General features: G+C 65.6%; 14 protein-coding genes and 3 pseudogenes. 7 read left to right on the forward strand and 10 right to left on the reverse strand.

All coding sequences use genetic code 11. The features are described from left to right. The first annotated feature begins 139 nt into the window (after nucleotides 1-139). Complete coding sequence (locus ACEWFR_RS05100) at nucleotides 140-814, forward strand: HD domain-containing protein (protein ID WP_098724186.1); 675 nt, start codon at nucleotides 140-142, stop codon at nucleotides 812-814. Nucleotides 815-820: 6 nt separating this feature from the next. Here ACEWFR_RS05100 and ACEWFR_RS05105 read toward each other — a convergent pair whose 3' ends face one another. Continuing rightward, entirely contained in the window at nucleotides 821-1,501 is a 681-nt protein-coding gene (locus ACEWFR_RS05105) for a LysE family translocator (protein WP_374060008.1), read from the reverse strand. A 261-nt stretch (nucleotides 1,502-1,762) separates the two neighbouring features. On the opposite strand from ACEWFR_RS05105, the gene ACEWFR_RS05110 reads away from it, so the two are divergent. Continuing rightward, nucleotides 1,763-2,404, forward strand: a complete 642-nt coding sequence (locus ACEWFR_RS05110; RefSeq protein ID WP_374060009.1) for a TlpA family protein disulfide reductase — start codon at nucleotides 1,763-1,765, stop codon at nucleotides 2,402-2,404. 72 nt (nucleotides 2,405-2,476) lie between these two features. Here ACEWFR_RS05110 and ACEWFR_RS05115 read toward each other — a convergent pair. From ACEWFR_RS05115 to ACEWFR_RS05125, 3 pseudogenes are all read right to left on the reverse strand, one after another. Further along, nucleotides 2,477-3,475, reverse strand: a pseudogene (locus ACEWFR_RS05115) (topoisomerase DNA-binding C4 zinc finger domain-containing protein); the annotation flags it as partial. 222 nt (nucleotides 3,476-3,697) lie between these two features. Continuing rightward, nucleotides 3,698-5,110 (reverse strand): annotated as a pseudogene (locus ACEWFR_RS05120) (LAGLIDADG family homing endonuclease); the annotation flags it as partial. Continuing rightward, nucleotides 5,084-6,565 (reverse strand): annotated as a pseudogene (locus ACEWFR_RS05125) (DNA topoisomerase I); the annotation flags it as partial. The pseudogenes ACEWFR_RS05120 and ACEWFR_RS05125, both read right to left, overlap by 27 nt. Nucleotides 6,566-6,847: 282 nt before the next feature. Here ACEWFR_RS05125 and ACEWFR_RS05130 point away from each other — a divergent pair. Together ACEWFR_RS05130 and ACEWFR_RS05135 are read left to right on the forward strand one after the other, a co-directional pair. After that, entirely contained in the window at nucleotides 6,848-8,308 is a 1,461-nt protein-coding gene (locus ACEWFR_RS05130) for an MATE family efflux transporter (protein ID WP_374060062.1), read from the forward strand. 169 nt (nucleotides 8,309-8,477) lie between these two features. Next, nucleotides 8,478-9,407 (forward strand): sulfide-dependent adenosine diphosphate thiazole synthase, encoded by a 930-nt coding sequence (locus ACEWFR_RS05135; RefSeq protein ID WP_374060010.1) that lies wholly within the window; start codon nucleotides 8,478-8,480, stop codon nucleotides 9,405-9,407. Between the two features lie 157 nt (nucleotides 9,408-9,564). Here ACEWFR_RS05135 and ACEWFR_RS05140 read toward each other — a convergent pair whose 3' ends face one another. Further along, on the reverse strand, nucleotides 9,565-11,121 hold the full coding sequence (locus ACEWFR_RS05140; protein WP_374060011.1) for an alpha/beta hydrolase domain-containing protein: 1,557 nt from the start codon (nucleotides 11,119-11,121) through the stop codon (nucleotides 9,565-9,567). A gap of 131 nt (nucleotides 11,122-11,252) precedes the next feature. Here ACEWFR_RS05140 and ACEWFR_RS05145 point away from each other — a divergent pair, with 131 nt between their 5' ends. From ACEWFR_RS05145 to ACEWFR_RS05155, 3 genes are all read left to right on the forward strand, one after another. Continuing rightward, the gene (locus tag ACEWFR_RS05145; RefSeq protein WP_374060012.1) at nucleotides 11,253-11,405 is read left to right on the forward strand and encodes a hypothetical protein; all 153 of its coding nucleotides are present in this window, start codon (nucleotides 11,253-11,255) and stop codon (nucleotides 11,403-11,405) included. 32 nt (nucleotides 11,406-11,437) lie between these two features. Further along, on the forward strand, nucleotides 11,438-12,202 hold the full coding sequence (locus ACEWFR_RS05150; RefSeq protein ID WP_374060063.1) for a DUF6775 family putative metallopeptidase: 765 nt from the start codon (nucleotides 11,438-11,440) through the stop codon (nucleotides 12,200-12,202). 496 nt (nucleotides 12,203-12,698) lie between these two features. Further along, nucleotides 12,699-13,115: an acyl-CoA thioesterase gene (locus ACEWFR_RS05155; RefSeq protein ID WP_374060013.1), complete on the forward strand. Its 417-nt coding sequence runs from the start codon at nucleotides 12,699-12,701 to the stop codon at nucleotides 13,113-13,115. Between the two features lie 93 nt (nucleotides 13,116-13,208). Here ACEWFR_RS05155 and ACEWFR_RS05160 read toward each other — a convergent pair whose 3' ends face one another. The 5 genes from ACEWFR_RS05160 to ACEWFR_RS05180 all read right to left on the reverse strand — a co-directional run bounded on the left by ACEWFR_RS05160 (nucleotide 13,209) and on the right by ACEWFR_RS05180 (nucleotide 16,788). Beyond that, the gene (locus ACEWFR_RS05160) at nucleotides 13,209-13,913 is read right to left on the reverse strand and encodes a class I SAM-dependent methyltransferase (protein WP_374060014.1); all 705 of its coding nucleotides are present in this window, start codon (nucleotides 13,911-13,913) and stop codon (nucleotides 13,209-13,211) included. Nucleotides 13,914-13,933: 20 nt separating this feature from the next. Next, nucleotides 13,934-14,833: a thiamine-phosphate synthase family protein gene (locus ACEWFR_RS05165; RefSeq protein WP_374060015.1), complete on the reverse strand. Its 900-nt coding sequence runs from the start codon at nucleotides 14,831-14,833 to the stop codon at nucleotides 13,934-13,936. 85 nt (nucleotides 14,834-14,918) lie between these two features. Next, on the reverse strand, nucleotides 14,919-15,521 hold the full coding sequence (locus tag ACEWFR_RS05170) for a DUF420 domain-containing protein (RefSeq protein WP_374060016.1): 603 nt from the start codon (nucleotides 15,519-15,521) through the stop codon (nucleotides 14,919-14,921). Nucleotides 15,522-15,643: 122 nt separating this feature from the next. Continuing rightward, on the reverse strand, nucleotides 15,644-16,402 hold the full coding sequence (locus ACEWFR_RS05175; RefSeq protein ID WP_374060017.1) for a DnaJ domain-containing protein: 759 nt from the start codon (nucleotides 16,400-16,402) through the stop codon (nucleotides 15,644-15,646). A 92-nt stretch (nucleotides 16,403-16,494) separates the two neighbouring features. Then, nucleotides 16,495-16,788 (reverse strand): HalOD1 output domain-containing protein, encoded by a 294-nt coding sequence (locus tag ACEWFR_RS05180; RefSeq protein ID WP_374060018.1) that lies wholly within the window; start codon nucleotides 16,786-16,788, stop codon nucleotides 16,495-16,497. Nucleotides 16,789-16,907 lie beyond the last annotated feature (119 nt).

A 16,907-nucleotide genomic window follows, 5' to 3' on the forward strand; every position in this document is an offset into this window, starting at 1 on the left:
GGAGTGCGAGGTCGGTCGACCGTTCTTCATGTCGTAACTGTCACGTTATCACGAAACCGTTCCGAACCAAAGGCTAAAGAGCGAAACGACCGAACATTCCGGTAATGACTATCATTCGTCTGCTGCGGAGGGATCTATCGTGGGCGTTGAAATAAAAGAAACGCGAGTGGCCGACGCCGAGTTCGAGGCAATGAAGGGCTTCGTCTTCGAGTATCTCGCCGCGAGCGTCGAGAAAGAAGAGGAAGGCGGTCGGATGCGCTGGTATCCCTGGCACTCCGCCGAATACCGGCACAACCACATCCTCAACGTGGTCGATCTCGCGGTCGAGATCGCCGAGAAGGAGGGCGCAGACACCGACGTCACCCGCGTCGCCGCCCTCTTTCACGACGTCGCCAAACTCGAGACCGATCAGGAACTCCACGCGGAGGCCGGCGCTCGCGTCGCCCGCGAGTACCTCGAGTCGCGCGGGGAGTACCCCGAATCGTTCGTCCAGCAGGTGTGTCGCGCCATCGAACACCACTCCCATCAGGGCGATCTGACCGACCTCGCACTGGAGACGCAGTGTCTCATCGAAGCCGACCTGCTCGACAAGGTCGGCGCGAACGGCACCGCCCTCATGTTGCTCCGGATGGGCTATGAGGCCCGCACGCACATGGAGTGCGACGAGATGATCGAGCGCGTCCTCGAGCGCGGCTACGACGCCGCCTCGCGGGTCGAGAGCGAGACCGCCGAGAGCATCGCCCACCAGCGCCTGAAACGCGTCAAGTGGTTCAGCGAGTGGCTCGAGGACGAGATCGCCGCGCTAGGCGAGTAACCGTCTTCAGACGAGTTGAACCGCGCCCATCGCGAGAAACACCAGTCCGAACCCGACGAGGACGACGGCGCTCAGCACGGCGATTACAGGTGCGAAGGCGTCGACGCGGCGCCCCGCCGCGACCAGCGCTGCCGGATAGGCGACGATCCAGCACGCGACGCCGCCGAAGAAGCCGACCAGCAGCGCCGGTGACCCGGTCTGGACGACCAGCGCACCCTCGAGCGCCTGCCCGACCGCCGGGGCGTGAGCGAGCACGTCCAGCGTTCCGGGCTCGAGCAGGCCGACGCCGACAGTGAGCCAGAAGCCGATCTGGTAGGGGTTGGTCAACGACAGTACGAGCGTCTTCCTGAACCCCGAGGCGGCGGCTCGACCGGCGTCGGTGAACGACGTGGCGGTTCTGGCCTCGTCGATCGCGCCGATTGCGAAGTACAGCATGAGACAACCCCCGGCCAGATACAGCGCGGGACGGACGCCCGAAAGGCGGTCGATCACGGCGACGATTCCGGCCAGCGTGAGGACGAAGAAGATCGCGTCCGCAAGCATCGCACCGAGGCCGGCCCGGAAACCGGCTCCCCAGCCGCGGACGACGCTCTCCTCTGCGATGATCGCGTTCATCGGTCCCGGCGGAGCAGCGAGCGCGAGCCCGAAGCAGACGCCGGCCAGAACTGTGACGACGAGTGAGGTCACGGTTTCAATCTCGAGTGAGCGATACAGGCGCAAAAGCTCAGCGAACTGCCGTCGGTGAATTCGCTCGAATTGCGATCCTCCTCACCTCGAACGGGCCTTCTTCTCACACGGCCGTAGACGGCCCTCACAGACTATTGTGCCCGTGTCTACCACCGTACTATTCAGTTCGATAACTAGTTACATCTTAGTTTCTGACGCCCGTACGTCTCGTATGGAGTACTATCGGTATCGATTGCGTTCCGTCCGAACGGTGGGACGGCCATGAGACGCCGAGAGATCATCGCCGGACTTGGAAGCGTCGGCGTCCTCGCCGGCGCAGGGGGACTCTTCCTCGAGGGCGTTCCCTCGTTCGAGGCCATTCCCTCGTTCGAGGCCGACAGCGCCGAATCGGAACGCGAGGGCGGCTCCGACGGGCCGGTTACGGTCGAGACGATCGACGCTCGAGGGAGCGAGGCCAGCGCGGTCACCGTCCCCAACGGCGACGTCATGGTCGTCGAACTCTTCGTCACCGGGTGTGGCAGCTGTCAGGCGCAAATGTGGAACCTCGCCGAGGCACACTCTCGACTCGCCGCGGAGTATGGCAACGGCCTCACGTTTCTGGGAGCCACTTACCAATCTACCGACAGTAAGCCACCGGCCGAACTGCGGGACTGGTGGCGTGGTCACGGCGGCAACTGGCCCGTCGGCTACGATCCGACGGGGGATATCTCGGCCCGCTACGGCGCCGTCGGCTATCCCGTAACCATGGTCATCGACGAACGGGGCGAGAAACGCTGGGAGGAACTCGGCCGCGCGCCGCCCGAAACCATCGTCGAGGCCGTCGAACCCGTTCTCGAGACGAACGACGGGACGGCAACCAACGAATCGACTACATCCGAAGCGAACGAGTCACAGACTGCGTGAGAAGCGCTGAAGGCGTCCAGCAGGTCGAAAAGCGGGTCTGAAACGGTTGATGGACGAAAAACGGGTCTCGTCCTACGCCTTCGCCTGCCAGGTCCGAACCCGGTCGGCGCTGACGCCCTCGACGTCCGATGCGACCGCGTCGGGATCGGCGTCGGTCAGGTCTTCGAGGTCCTCGATCCCCGCCGCGGCGAGCTTCTCGACGGTCTTCGCGCCGACCCCGTCGAGCGCCTCGAGGTCCGAACCCGTCTCGCTCTCGCGGGCCTGGAACTCCTGGTAGTTACAGATCGGACAGCCCAGTTCCCAGGGCTCGTCGCCGCTGTGGACGACGAGTTCGGGTAGCTCGTGCTCGTCGCAGTACTCGTCAGTGACCTCGATCTCGCCGCGCCGGGGAAGGGGCAGCGAGTACTCGCAGTCGGGGTAGCGCGTACAGCCCACCAGTCGGGAGCCGCTCTGGAGCGTTTTGACGGCGAGTTCGCCGCCGTGCTCGTCCCCACATTCCGGACACTCGCCCAGAATCGGTCCCTCGCCGGCGTCTTCGGCCTTACAGAGCGGACAGCCGTGGACGAACGTCTGCCGACCGGCGAGCATCTTGACCTCGTTCAGGCCGTGTTCCTCGCACTCCTCTTCGAGGATGAGCGGCTTACCCGTCGAGGGCAGGGGCAGCGTGTTCTCGCAGTCGGGGTAGCCGTCGCAGCCGATGAAGTACGAGCCGTGGCGACTCCGGCGAACCAGCAGGTCCTCACCGCACTCGGGGCACGGTCCAAGGCGCTTGTCGTCTTTCAGCGACTTGCGAAGGTGGTCACCGATCTCGTCGCGCGAGTCCGCGAGGTTCTCGAAGATCTCCTCGAGCATCTCCCGAGACTCGTCGGTCACGTCGGCCAGCGTCGCTTCGCCGTTCGCGATGGCGTCCATGTCGGCCTCGAGTTGGGCGGTCATCTCCTCGCTGACGACGCGGTCGGCGTAGTTCTCGGCCGCGTCGACGACGGCCATCGCGAGCTTCGTCGGCCGCGGCGGATCGCTCTCGATGTAGCCCCGATCGTACAGCTTCTCGAGGGTGTTGTGACGGGTGGAGTTGTGAACGACCGCCCCGCTTTGTACGGCGAAGTTCGGTGCGTCCTCGTCTATCGTGAGATCGTACACGTAGCCGTCGTACTCGCGTTCCTCGACGTCGATCACCTCGGTGGCGGATGGATGGCCCAGCACGGCCGCGTAGATCGTGTCGTCGAATTCGGTAGCGACGTATCGAATCGTCCGCAGCCCGTCGGTCGATCGATTACTTCCCTCGACGCGCTTTTCGAGGTAGCCGTCGTCGCGTAGCGATCGGATGAGTGCGTTCACGCGTCCTCGAGACACGCCCAGCTGTGCCGCGAGTTCGTCGGACGTTTTCGGCTCGGTCGACGTGACCTCGAGTATCCGAGCCTTGTGTTGGGTCACATCGTACTCCTGCAGCGCATCGAGACCGCGATAGAACTTCTCGGCGGCGGCGATCGGAACGACGTCGAGGAATCGTTCGAGGTCCTCGCGGCCACGGACGTAGAGCTTGTGCTGGCTCGGGTTCAGCTTCGAGTCGATCCCGTGGTGGCGAAGCATCTCTCCTACCGCCTCGAGCAGTTCGTGATCGGTGTTCGAAATGAAACATTTTCGGTCGCGGGTGACGTGGCCCTCGTCGTCGAACAGCGCGCCGATGAACGTCGGCTCGAGCGGTTCTGGAACGACCGGCCGTCCGTCTTCGCTTATTGACTCGAGGACGAACCGCAGCATTCGGCCCGCGGCTGACGGGAGATGTACCTGATACCGTGTCTTGTGGTGGTCTTTTCGTCCGTCCTGCTCGACGATCGTCGGTTCGATCCCAAACAGCGTCTGCACGTCGTTCGCGAACCGATCGACGAGATGGCGGTCGGTGTTGTGATACCGTACGTCGACGATGTTTTCGTCCTCGTCGACGTGTATCGATCCGTCGCCCAGTAGACTGCCGAGGACGCGAGCGAGCGTCGGATCCCAGCGTAGCGAGAACGGATTCTCGACGGTCCGATCGTAGTTCAGGCCGTGGAGCTTCGCCGGACGGATCTCGAGTTCGCCGAGGATCCATACCGGAACGTCGCGCTTACCGTTCTCGTAGTCGCTGATCGCCGGCCGATCGGCGTCGATTCGGTCGGCGAGATCGTACTGGGTCTCGTTTCGGGCCGACCGGTAGTCAGCGAGCCGGTCACCGCAGTCGACACCGTACAGTTTCGACGATTTGTTACACGATGTAGCGAACTCGGACCAGGTCGCAACGACGTCGTCTCCGTCATAGTCGACGGTGTTTGTGGGTCGTGTCGACAGCAGTCGGTCACCAGCAGCGATGTCGGCAGCGGGGACGATCTCGAATCCGTCGTCCGTACGCAGATACATCGGGTGGTCGGACGTCACCGAGAGCGATCCGGTCTCAGTCGTGATCCGAAGGACGCCCTCGTCGTCCTCGAGCGGGCGCTGGCTCACCAACGTCTGCTCTCGTTCGGTCACGCGCTCGGTGGCCTCGTCGACTGAAAGCGAAGTCGGCCCGCGCTCGTTGATCGCGATTTCGGTATCGCCGTCGGCCATCACGACTGCGCCGTCGTCGAACAGCTCCGACACCGGTGCCCGGACGACATCGCCGTCGGTATCGCGGTGAAGGACGTCGGTTTCGGCTGTCAGGCACTTCGTCCCGATCCCCATATCCTCCATCGTCTCGATGAGCCGCGACTGGCCGTATCGTCGGGGCGGCTGGGTCTGTTTGTCCTCGAGTTCGACGTCCGAAAGCGCCAGTTCCTCGCCCTCGTCGACGTCGGGAACGAAGTTCTCCGTCGTCGAGAAGTACGGGTAGACGTCGTGGTAGCCGGGCTCGACGAGGCGCTTGCCGTTGGCCTTCAGCCGGCAGTCGTCGACCTCGGCGACGACCTTGAGGTGTTCCCAGACCGCGGCGTCGGCGACGGTCGCGTAGAACCGCCGCACGACGAGTTCGAACACCTCCCACTCGTCGTCGCTCACGTCGCCGCGGGTCGGAATCTCGCCCGTGGGGTGAATCGGCGGGTGGTCGGTCGTCTCCTCGTCACCTTCCGTCGGATCGATCTCGTCGGCCTCGAGCAGCGACTCGGCGGAGTCGCCGAGCGAGGGGTGGCCGACGAACTCGTCCAAGAGCTCCTCGGGCTCGAGATCGTCGGGGTAGACGGTGTTGTCGGTCCGCGGGTACGTGATGTAGCCGGCGGTGTAGAGGTCCTCGGCGATCGACATCGCCCGTTTGGCGGAGTAGCCGATGGCACCCGCGGCGCGGATGAACTGGGTGGTGTTGAACGGCTCGGGCGGCGTGTCGGTCCGGGTCCGCCGGTTGACATCGACGACGGTCGCCGCGTCGCGGCTCGAGAGCGTGTCGTAAACGTCCTCGGCGACGGCCTCCTCCCAGACGCGTTCGGCCTCGTTGTCGTCCTCGTCGCGGTAGAAGTACTGGGCCTCGAAGCTCGTCTCATCCTTCTGGAGGTCGGCGAACAGCTCCCAGTAGTCCTCCGGATCGAAGGCTTCGATCTCGCGCTCGCGGTCGACGATCAGCTTCAGCGTCGGCGACTGCACCCGGCCGACGGAGATGAAGTCGTTGCCCAGTTGCCCCGAGGACAGCGAGAGAAAGCGCGTGAGCGCGGCCCCCCAGACGAGGTCGATGATCTGGCGGGCTTCGCCGGCGGCCGCGAGGTCGAAGTCGAGTTCGTCCGGCTCGTCGAACGCGTTTTGCACTTCGTTCTCCGTGATCGAGGAGAACCGCACGCGTCGAATCGGAACGTCCTCGTCGACCTCCCGGACGATATCGTAGGCCTCCTTGCCGATCAGCTCCCCCTCCCGGTCGTAGTCCGTCGCGATCGCCACGCGATTGGCACGACGGGCCAGCAGGCGTAGCGTCGCTACGATATTCTCTTTCGTGGCGGTCTTCTCGACGCTCGCGTCGATCAACTCGACCGGCTCGACGTCCCGCCAGTCCGAATACTCCGAGGGGAAGTCCACGCCGACGACGTGGCCCGACAGCCCCACGCAGCGCTTGCCGCCCCACTCGTAGACGTTGACGCCGTTCTCCCTGCTCGAGTCGTAGGTCCCGCCGCTCAGGATGTCGGCGATCCGGCGGGCCGCGTTGTCTTTCTCCGTGATGATCAGCTCCACCGCGGCTCACCTCTCGGTCCTCGAGCGTCCGGCCGTCGTCGCGGACGAATATCGGTCATCGTCGCTCGGTACGGCTGAGGATCTGATAACGTTTTCGCCGAAATCGGCCGACAGCTCGGGTGTGCGCGCCGCGCGGGCTCGCGTGAGTGCGGTCGCGCGTGCGAACGACCGTGCGGATCCGGCAACCCGAGCCCGCGAGCCGAGCCCTTTTGTCACGCCCGAGCGACACACGGAACGGACCGTTTCGTGTCAACACCGGAACCCGAACGCAAGCGCGTCGACATGACGACGGGGGCGATCTCCCCGAAGCTCTGCCGCCTCGCGTGGCCGCTGGTCCTGGGGAACCTCCTCCAGACCGTCTACAACCTCGCGGACATGTTCTGGGTCGGCCGCGTGAGCAGCGACGCCGTCGCCGCCGTCTCCCTGATGTTTCCGCTCTCGTGGCTGTTCGTCTCCACTGCGATGGGGATCACCGCCGCCACGATCGCGCTGGTCTCCCAGTACGTCGGCGCGGGCGACGATCGAACCGCCGACCGCGTCGTCGCCCAGACGATCCTGCTCACGCTCGCCGTCTCGAGCGTCCTCGCCGTCCTCGGATACGCCGCCCGGCGGCCGCTGCTCTCCCTGATCGGCGCTCGCGGGCCGGTGTTCGTCGAAGCGCTGGCCTACATCGAGGTGATCTTCCTCGCGCTTCCCTTCACGTTCCTCTTTTTCGCCTTTCGGGCCTCCCTGCAGGGCGCGGGCGACACGAAGACGGCGATGTGGCTCGTGTTCGTCTCGGCCGGCCTCAACGTCGTGCTCGATCCCTTCTTCGTCCTCGGCTGGGGTCCCTTCCCCGCGATGGGGACGCGGGGAGCGGCTATCGCCACGTTTCTCTCGCGCGGGCTCGCTACGTTCGCGGGGATCGCAATCTTGTTGGACGGCCGGTTCGGCGTTCGGCTCCGAATCGGAGATCTCGCGCCCGATGTCGCGCTCCTGAAGCGGCTGGTCGGCATCGGCTATCCGGCCACGTTCGACGGCTGGGCGCGCAGCTTCGCGGCGGTTGCGATGGCTGGCTTCGTCGCCCGCTTCGGACCCGCACCCACCGCGGCGTTCGGGATCGGCGTCCGGTTGATGTCGGTGACGTGGGCCGTCGCCGGGGCCGTCGGGCAAGCGACCGCGACCGGGGTGGGACAGAATCTCGGCGCGGAGACGCCCGATCGGGCCGTCGCCGTCGCGCGAACCGCGACCGCGGCGACGATGGTGTTCATTTTCGCCGTCGCGGCAGTCCTGTTCGCGTTTCCGGCCGCGGCGATCAGGGTCTTCGTCGCGGACCCGGCCGTGATCGCCGAGGGTGTGATCTTCCTTCGGATCACCGCCCTCTTCTGGGCACCCTTCGCCGGCGTGATGGTCATTCAGGGCGCGTTCCGCGGGGCCGGGAACACCCGCGAGGCGATGGTCCTCTCGATCCTCTCGCGGTGGATCTTCAGGTTCCCGCTGGTCATTGGCCTCGCGTTCGCCTGGACCGTGACGATCCCCGGAACCAACCTCGCAATCTCCGGCCTCGGCTGGGGCGTCGAAGGCATCTGGTTGGCACTGGTCGCGGGCATGGTCGGTTCGTTCGTCGTGGCCGTCGGCTGGTTCCGGATCGGGACGTGGACCGAGGGCGTCATCGACGAGATCGAGTCCGCGAGCGGTAGCGAGTCACCTCGAGACGAGCCGACTACCGTCGACGAGAGCGAGCCCGAATACGTCGACGATTGAGTCGTCGGGATCGCCGTTCGTGACCGAGGAGTCGTGGTCGCTGGCCGAACGCACGGACGGCGCTGTTACTCACGGACGTATCACACCGGTAGAGCTCCACGAACGTTGATTATATTCCGGGGAGCGGCGACGACAGACTTAACACCACCAAGTGTTACCACCTAGTTGTATGAGCGAATTCGAGCAGTTCAGTCAGGTCGGCGAAGCCGATGTCACCCGCGCGATCGGACAGGAGTGGACAGAGGAGTTCATGGATTTCTCGGACTCGGACGTCATCATCGTCGGCGGCGGCCCCTCGGGGCTGACGGCCGCGAAGGAACTCTCCGAGCGGGGTGTGAAGGTGATGGTCGTCGAGAAGAACAACTACCTCGGCGGCGGCTTCTGGCTCGGGGGCTTCCTGATGAACAAGGTCACGGTCCGGGATCCCGCCCAGCAGGTCCTCGACGAACTCGAGGTGGACTACAAGCAGTCACAGGACAGCGAGGGACTCTACGTCGCGAACGGGCCGGAGGCCTGTTCCGGCCTGATCAAGGCCGCCTGCGACGCTGGTGCGAAGATGCAGAACATGACCGAGTTCACGGACATCGTCATCCGTGAGGACCACCGCGTCGGCGGCATCGTGATGAACTGGACGCCGGTCCACGCGCTGCCCCGCGAGATCACCTGCGTCGACCCGATTGCGGTCGAGGCCGATCTGGTCATCGACGCGACCGGCCACGACGCGATGGCCGTCAAAAAACTCGACGAGCGCGGCGTGCTCGACGCGCCCGGCATCGCCGACGCCGAGGAATCGGCGACGGGCATGGATCAGACCGGCGACGACTCCTACGGCGCGCCCGGACACGACTCCCCCGGCCACGACTCGATGTGGGTCGGCAAGTCCGAGGACGCCGTCGTCGAGCACACCGGTCTCGTCCACGACGGACTCATCGCCACCGGAATGGCGACCGCAACCACCTACGGTCTCCCGCGGATGGGGCCGACCTTCGGTGCCATGCTCGTCTCCGGCAAGCGCGCCGCCCAGGTCGCGCTCGACGAACTCGAGGTCGACGCCGATCCCGTCGAGTTGACCTCTCGGGCCGCGCCGGCCGACGACTGACCGGTCCCGCAGTCAGTCACACCCACTTCTGACCACCAGCATCTCCGTCGCACCGGGCTGGAACTCGGAGGGAACATCCCCGTCGGTCCACGCGGTGGCCGTCGGCTTCGAGGGCCGCAACGACGGTCACTTGCACCGGGCCGTCGCCCGCCGGCAGTTACTCGCCGATCGGCGAGTCGGCAGCGCGTTGCCGGAGGTCCCTCGCGTCACTCGGGAGCAGGTGGCCGCGTCTGACGGCCGCTGCACTCGCCGTCCTGATCGCCGTGACGTAGGCGTCGTGGGACGGGTAGAGCCGGTCGAGTGTCGCCGCGTCGAAGCGGTCGGTCCGTCCGGTCAGGTCGCAACTCGCGGCGTCGTAGGTCGCCACCGGCACGTCCAGCGGCGGGAGCCGGAGGCCGCCCTCAGCGTTGCCGAAGCGGTCGCGTTCGAGGGTCACGCCCCCGTCGTCGATGGTGCGCTCGATGCGGTCGGCGCGCGGCGGCCGGTCACCGCGGGCAACCCATTCCCGGTGCTGTTCGAGGGCGGCTCGCCAGGCGTACCGCGCCGGGACGTAGTTGTAACCGCACTCGCCGTAGGTGCCGTCGGGCTGTTGGCCGTAGTCGCCGGCGGTTTCGGGGTCCCAGTTCGGCTCGAGGCCCTGGAAGTCCCGACGGCGGACCGCCTCGGTCCACCGCCTGAGCCAGTTGTTCACGTGCGAGGCCCCCGCGACCTCCCAGAGCACGAAGTTTCGCTCGTCGTCGCGGGGCCCGATGGACAGCTCGTCGAGGCGGAGCCCCGACGTCGGGATGTCGATCTCCGGTGTATCGCCGTTCTCCGAGAAGTCCTCGAGGCCGCCGGCCTCGTCCTCGCTGTTGAACCACAGGATCGGCGCCTGATCGGTCCGGGCCGTCGTAAGCGGGCTCCCCGCGGGCAGGAACCCGTCGACGACGCCGTACGCCGGCGCGGCCAGGTTGATGTACCGTAACAGGAAGAAGGCCGACTGCGAGTGGCCGGTCGCCAGAGCGTTGTCGGGTCGGAGACGGCCCAGCGGATCGGTCTCAAAGTCCCAGCGATCCCAGTCGCGCGGCTTGAGCGCGGTGATCGCCTGGGCGAAGATGTCGAGCGCGTATCGGTCGCCGGGGTGGTGAAGGCTCCCATACCGCTCGGGGTCCCAGCGTACCAGATCCTGGTCGGTCTGAGAGTCGTCGACCCCGACCTTCTGGGCCGAGACGAGCGCGACGGCGGTCCCGTTGCGCATCAGCGAGTCGTACGCGTTCGGCCATGCGACCGGCGCGTCCATCTGCGTGCTGACATTCAGCCACTCGGCGGTAACGGTACCGTTGAAATCTCTCCGGCGTTTCGGTCGGTAGACGAGGACGCGCGTCTTGTACTCGCTCGTCTCACCCGCCTGTTCCCCGTCGATGAAAGAGTCGTCGTGGCGCGCTTCGCCCGCGATGAAATACTCCTCTTCGACGTAGCCGTACGACTCGAGGTCGTGGGGCGCTGCGAGCAGCGGCCCGCCAGTCCGGCTTCCGCCCTCGATCGGCCCCTCGACGGTCGGACTCGAGACCGAAGACGAGAACGTGGCGCTCACCGCTGTACTCCCGACGCTCGCCGCTGTTAGTCCTGCTACACTCCCGATAACGGCCCGCCGGGAGGCTCTGTGGCCGTAACTCGGTTTGGTCGATCGGTCGCTCGAGTCCGTTCGGTCGATATCGTTCGTATCGTCTGCCATGGTCCGCCCAGCCGTACCACGATCGGGAATAATGAGGTATTGATTCCAAGTTATATTGTCTCTATCAGAAGTAATTTACATAATTAGATATGGTGTAAAGAGTGGTGTTGTGAATTGAGCGTCCTTTTACCGTGAGCGACAGCGGTCTGCGGGGTGACGACGTCGGAGTCGACGGCATCGCCGACCGGGCGGGTACTGGCTACCACAGCGTTCGCCAGTCCGACGAGCGGTCGAACCGACGGTCCGGCCGCCGCGAACTGGTGTCCAGAAGCGCCCGATCGTAACTGTTTCACCCGGTGGTATCATGCAATCATACATGGTCGAGCGAGTTATCTGCTACCGCGGGCCGTCGACGGTCGCCGATGTCGACGAGCTAGCCGATTGGTTACGGGCGCGGGTCGACGCCGACGTGCGCGTTCGGGACCGATTCCTCGAGGTCCACCGGACAGACGACCTCCCAGAGAAATTCGCCGAGGCGCGGGTTCCCGCACCATACGAGCGCGAGACCGGCAACACGATGCTCGGGACGATCCGCTACGAGGAACGGGCGCTCGAGCATCCCGAGCGCGAGGGCGGCGTCCTCTACGACGGCGCGGCGGTCCAGCGCGCACTCAACGCGGCGCTTCCCGCCGAGGAACGGGGGCTCGAGACCCTCCACGTGGCGATCATCGATCGGGCGCTCGGGACGTGGGGTGACCACGACGGCCGCTGGCACAAACGCGTCAACGTCCTCGGCCAGCCGGCGCTGATTTCGGTGCCGGGGCTCTACGAGGCCCCCGCGAAGCCCGAGGACTATTACAAGGAAAAGCAGCGCCACGCGCTCCTGTCGGGCGACGCGCCGCCGCGGGAGGTCCTCGAGAACCAGGTTGACGGCGAGTTCCTGGTCGAGGACGACCCGCGGACCACCGACGCGCTGAAGGGGTACGCGTTACAGGCGTCCCACTACCTCGAGACCGGCGAGGCCTTTTGCGATCGGGAGGGCTGTCGACTCTTCAACGCCCACTCCCACGAGGACCTGATCGACGCGCAACTGCGCGAGCCGGCGTTCTGCAGCGAGCACGCGCCATTGTACGAGGGATGAGTCTCACCGATGGATCTCCCGGTATGCGGTGCGGTGGCGCGTGCTGAATCGCGGCGAGACAAGCGAGGCGCGAGCGGTGCGAGCGCCTCGAAAACGCGAACGGCGGAGCCGTGAGCGCTGGCGAGCCGCGAGTCGACGGTGCGCGAGGGCTTTGCGAACAGAGTGAGCAACGGCTCGGAAGACGCGTACGCGTCTTCCGTTGGATGAACGAGTGACCGAAGGGAGCGAGTGTTAGCGCGGAACCTCCGGTTCCGCGAACCATACGAATAGTGCGAGACCGGCGGTCTCGCAGACCATGCGAACGGGCCGAAGGCCCGTAAGCAGACGGCGGCTCCGCCGCCGTGAGTAGAAATCGGCTGGGGAGGGCGTGGCGATCCCCTGTTGTCGCGCTAGCAGGGCACTCGGTCCGCTCGCCCCTTCATTCTCGTACACACATGCGGCGACTTCTCGGTGAACCGGTGCGTACTTTTGTCTCAGCCGACTCCGACAACGTACAATGTGTGCGGAGTTTACCGTCGACGTTCCCGTTCGCTTCCGAGATCTCGATCCGATGAACCACGTCAATCACGCCGTCTACGCGAGCTACCTCGAGGCCGGTCGGACCGCCTACCTCGAAGCTGTGGCCGGGCTCGAGTCCGAGGAGATCTCGTTCGTCATCGTCGACCTCCAGATCTCCTACGAGCGTCCGATCACCAATGGCGACGAGCCCACGGTCGCGCTCTCGGTGACTCGGCTTGGCGACTCGAGTTGCACCATGTCCTACGAGATCCGCGTCGACGGCGACGTCGCGGCGACGGCGGAAACAACGATCGTTCACATCGATCCCGACACGGAGCGGCCGAGCCCGATTCCCGACGTGATGGCACAGCGCATTCGGGAGCACGACGGACTCGAGGCGGCGACCAGTCGATAGAACGAGTACCGAACACCGGCGTCGCATCGGTTCGAGTGAGAGACGGCGAGTCTAAATTGGGACGTCGTCCCGTCGTCCGAAACGGGCAGTTCGCTATTCGAGTCGCCCGCCCGTCAGGCGGACGACGCCGAAGACGTGGGTCTCGTCCGCCACGGCGACCGCGCGCTCGCGGAGACGAGCGTGTGCGGCGTCGATCTTTTCGTCGAGCCGGATGTGGGGATCGCTCTCGTATCGGAGCCGCGTCGTCGGCGGCGTCGAGAGGACGACGATCGCCCGGAAAACGGCGTTGACCGGCGGCGCGTACCACTCCCGGCTTCGGGCGGCGTTGGCGAGCACGACGGTGCCGTCGGAGCCGACGAGGTCACACCAGTCGTCAACCGCATCCGCCGGATCCTCGAGCATCCCGACGACGAACGTCGCGAGGACGGCGTCGATCCCGCCGTCTGGATGTCCCTCCACCGCCTCGAGCGCAGCCCTCATCGGCGGCTGCGTCGCGTCCCCCTGCAGGACGTGGACGTTGTCGTACGCCGCGGTGGCTGTGCGGGCCCGCTCGAGCACGGGTCGCGTGAAGTCGATCCCGATTACGGTCCCCTCGGGACCGACCCGGTCGCGCAGAAACGGCAGATTCGCGCCCGTCCCACAGCCCATCTCGACGACGGTGTCGCCGGACTCGAGCCGGCAGGCGGCCGCCGCTCGCTCTCGGAGTCGTGCGATTCCGGGCGTCCGACGCGCGATCAGGTCGTAGAGGCGCGCCCAGCGGCCGTAGAACTCCTGTGCGGATTCGGATTCGGTCGTCATACAGTGTCAGAGATGACCGCTCAGACGAGCGATCGAATCGTGTCGGCGACCGACTCCGCGTCGATGCCGAGGACGTAGATCAGCGGTTCGATCCCCATTCCGCCGGTCTGGTAGAGCACCGTCGCCTCGGGTTTCTCTTCGATCGCCGCGCCGACGCTCGAGGAGATGTCGTCCGATTCGTCGAACTCCGCGACGACGTGGCCCTGCTCGGCCAGTTCGTCGAGGAGTGCCTGTTCGTAGGTGATGTTGATCCCCGCCGAGACGTCCGCACCGTGGCGGCGCGCGGCCAGCAAGACGCCTGCGACGTGTTCCGAGACGCCGAACTCGGGATCCGCGGGGACGGTCGCCCGGCCTTTCACGTCGAATATCCGGCCCGGAACGCCCGCCACGTCGTCGACGTCGTCGGCCCCGGGCGTGCACGCGACGAGATTCGAGCCGACCGCGGGAATCAGCGCAGTGAATCCCCCAGTCGTCTCGAGGATGCGCAGCCCTCGCCGGACCGACGAGAGGATCCGCTCGCTGGTCCGGAGGTCGCTCTCGGGATCGTGCACCCGAAAGCCCGAGCCGTGGTCGGCTAGCTCCGGGACGGCCGCCTCGTGAAGCTGGGCGAGGAGGTCCCCGCCGGCCTCGAGTTCGCGGATCAGCACCTCGAGTTCGATCAGGGCCTGCACCGGGGATATTTCGCCGGCCGCCAGTCCCGTTCCGAGTTCCTCGACGAGGTCGCGGACGCGCTCGTCGGTGGCGATGCGATCGTTGACGGTCACGTCGCCGTGGGCGTACTTCGAGACGGCGCTCTGGCTGATGCCGAGCACCTCTGCGACCTCGCTCTGCGTGAGGCCGCGCTCCCGAAGATCACCGGCCAGCAGCGATCGGACGGTGGGCAGGAACTCGTCCACGACGATTTCTTCGACGAATTGCATTCGTTGGGCAGGGTACGGGTGGGCGACGGGATAAGTTGTTGGTCCGTTCGGTGAACGGACTCGCGTCGCGACTCGAGTCGCTTACTTAGAGGATCGGCACGAGCATCGCCGCGAACTCGTAGTCGTAGACGTGGTTGAGCAGGGCGTAGGTGACGACGCCCAGAAAGAGGCTCAGGATCCACGCGGCGGCGGCGATGCGGCCGATTCTGGCGTGGGGCGTCTGCCGGAGCTCCGCGGGCGTGTGGGTCAGCCCGAGGATCAGCGCGTAGAGGACGACCGGCACCGAGACGATCGAGAGGATGATGTGGATCGCCAGCATGACGAGATAGGCATAGTAGACGCCCTGCGGACCGACGAACTCCTTCGTCCCGCCGCCGCCGACTTTGAGCAGGTAGACGACGAGGAAGCCCAGTATCAACACGAACCCCGAGATCATCGCCAGTCGGTGTTTCTCGACGTCGCCGGCGCGGATCCAGTACCAGCCCAACAGCAACACCACCGTCGCTGTCGTGTTGATGACCGCGATTACGTGAGAGAGCAGGTTGACCTGCGCGTTCGTCAGATCGGGGTAGATCGGGATGTCCAACAGGAACGTCCCGAGCACCAGCGCGTAGCCGACGATCGTCAGGAGGACCGTTACGCCCATCGGGCGCTCGCGAAGCCGCCGTCTCGCATCAGCGGTTGCCATTATCGGACGTTCGAAGCACCGCCGTATCACGTTTGCTGTTCCAGCACGGCTCGCACACGCCCAGCACACGAGTCGGCGCTCAAGGCTCAGCCTCGAACAAACTGGCCTCGAGAACCGATTTCTCAGTCTCGAGCGAACGGGAACCGATTCAACCGTTCGCGAACGAGCGGCCGCAGTTCGAAGAGGTAGCGCTCCGTGTCCACGATTTCGTCGGCGTCCTCGTCGGGGACGTGCTGGGTGTACATCACCTGGTCGAGGGAGACGTCGTCGGGGAGCTCCTGGGCGATGACAACGCCGTCTACCGCGCGGCCCGGCTCGAGTTCGACGTCGGTGCCAGTCCAGCGCTCGGGGAGGTCGTTCGCGTGTGGAGCGACGATGCTCGAGCCCTCGTAGAGGAAGCCGTCGTCGCCGAAGAAACTCGTGTTCGCTTTCCCCTGCCAGGGAAGCGGCCGCGAGCTCGTGTTGTGAGCGCGGAAGAAGGCCACCGTCCGCGTGGTCGCGACGGTGATGGGGCCGTCGACCAGCGAGGCGAGACCAACGTCGTGGACCAGTCCGACGAGGCTGAGCGTGAGGTACTCGCCGCTGACGGTCAGTTCGTATTCGCGGTCGCCGCGTTCGACACACTCGGAGGGATCGTAGGTCGGATCGCGCCGACGGTTGGATCCCATATCGCCCCGCGTGATCGCGCCGCCGTCCGTTTCGCGGTCGCCCGGCGCTCGTTCGCCGAGGATCGCCTCATAGGCGTCCTTGATCCGCAGAAATTGTTCTCGAGAGCCACCCTGATCCGGATGATGGGCCTTCAACAGGCTCCGGTAGGCCCGACGAACCGCCCGGTCGTCGGCGTCCGGCGACAGCCCGAGGACCTCGTAGTGGCTCTCCATCGATGGAGTACTCGATGCTTCGTCGAAAAGAGTCTTTCCGTGTTCACCGTCGATCCTATCCGGTAGAAATCGCACCTCGACCGTCCGTCACCTCAGTCCGCGGGTTCGGTCGGTTCCTCGAGCGTGACCGTCCCGTTTCGGTCGACAGTGACGTGGTAGTCACAGAAACGAAACGAGACGGTTCCGTCCGGTCTGTTCGTGCCGTTCGGTCGGTCCGCGAAGAGCGCATCGAGCGCCGTCGGGTCGACGGTCGCGTGAAGCGACTCGTACTGCGGCGGCGCCAGTTCTGCCGGCTGCACGCCCTCGGCTTTGGCGACCGTTTCGATCACTGCCTGACTCGGCGGTACCACTGACGGCGCGCCGACGCTATCGCCACCCTCCACCATCGTATTCGAACCTTCCGAATCCGGTGGAATAAAACTGTCCTTCTCGAATGAGTCATATCCCCAGACGACAATCCCAGTCGCTCTCCCCACGAACGCGGATTCCTCATGTGGGATCGAAG

Origin of the sequence: Natrinema sp. H-ect4, assembly GCF_041894845.1 — an archaeon.
Classification (GTDB): domain Archaea; phylum Halobacteriota; class Halobacteria; order Halobacteriales; family Natrialbaceae; genus Natrinema.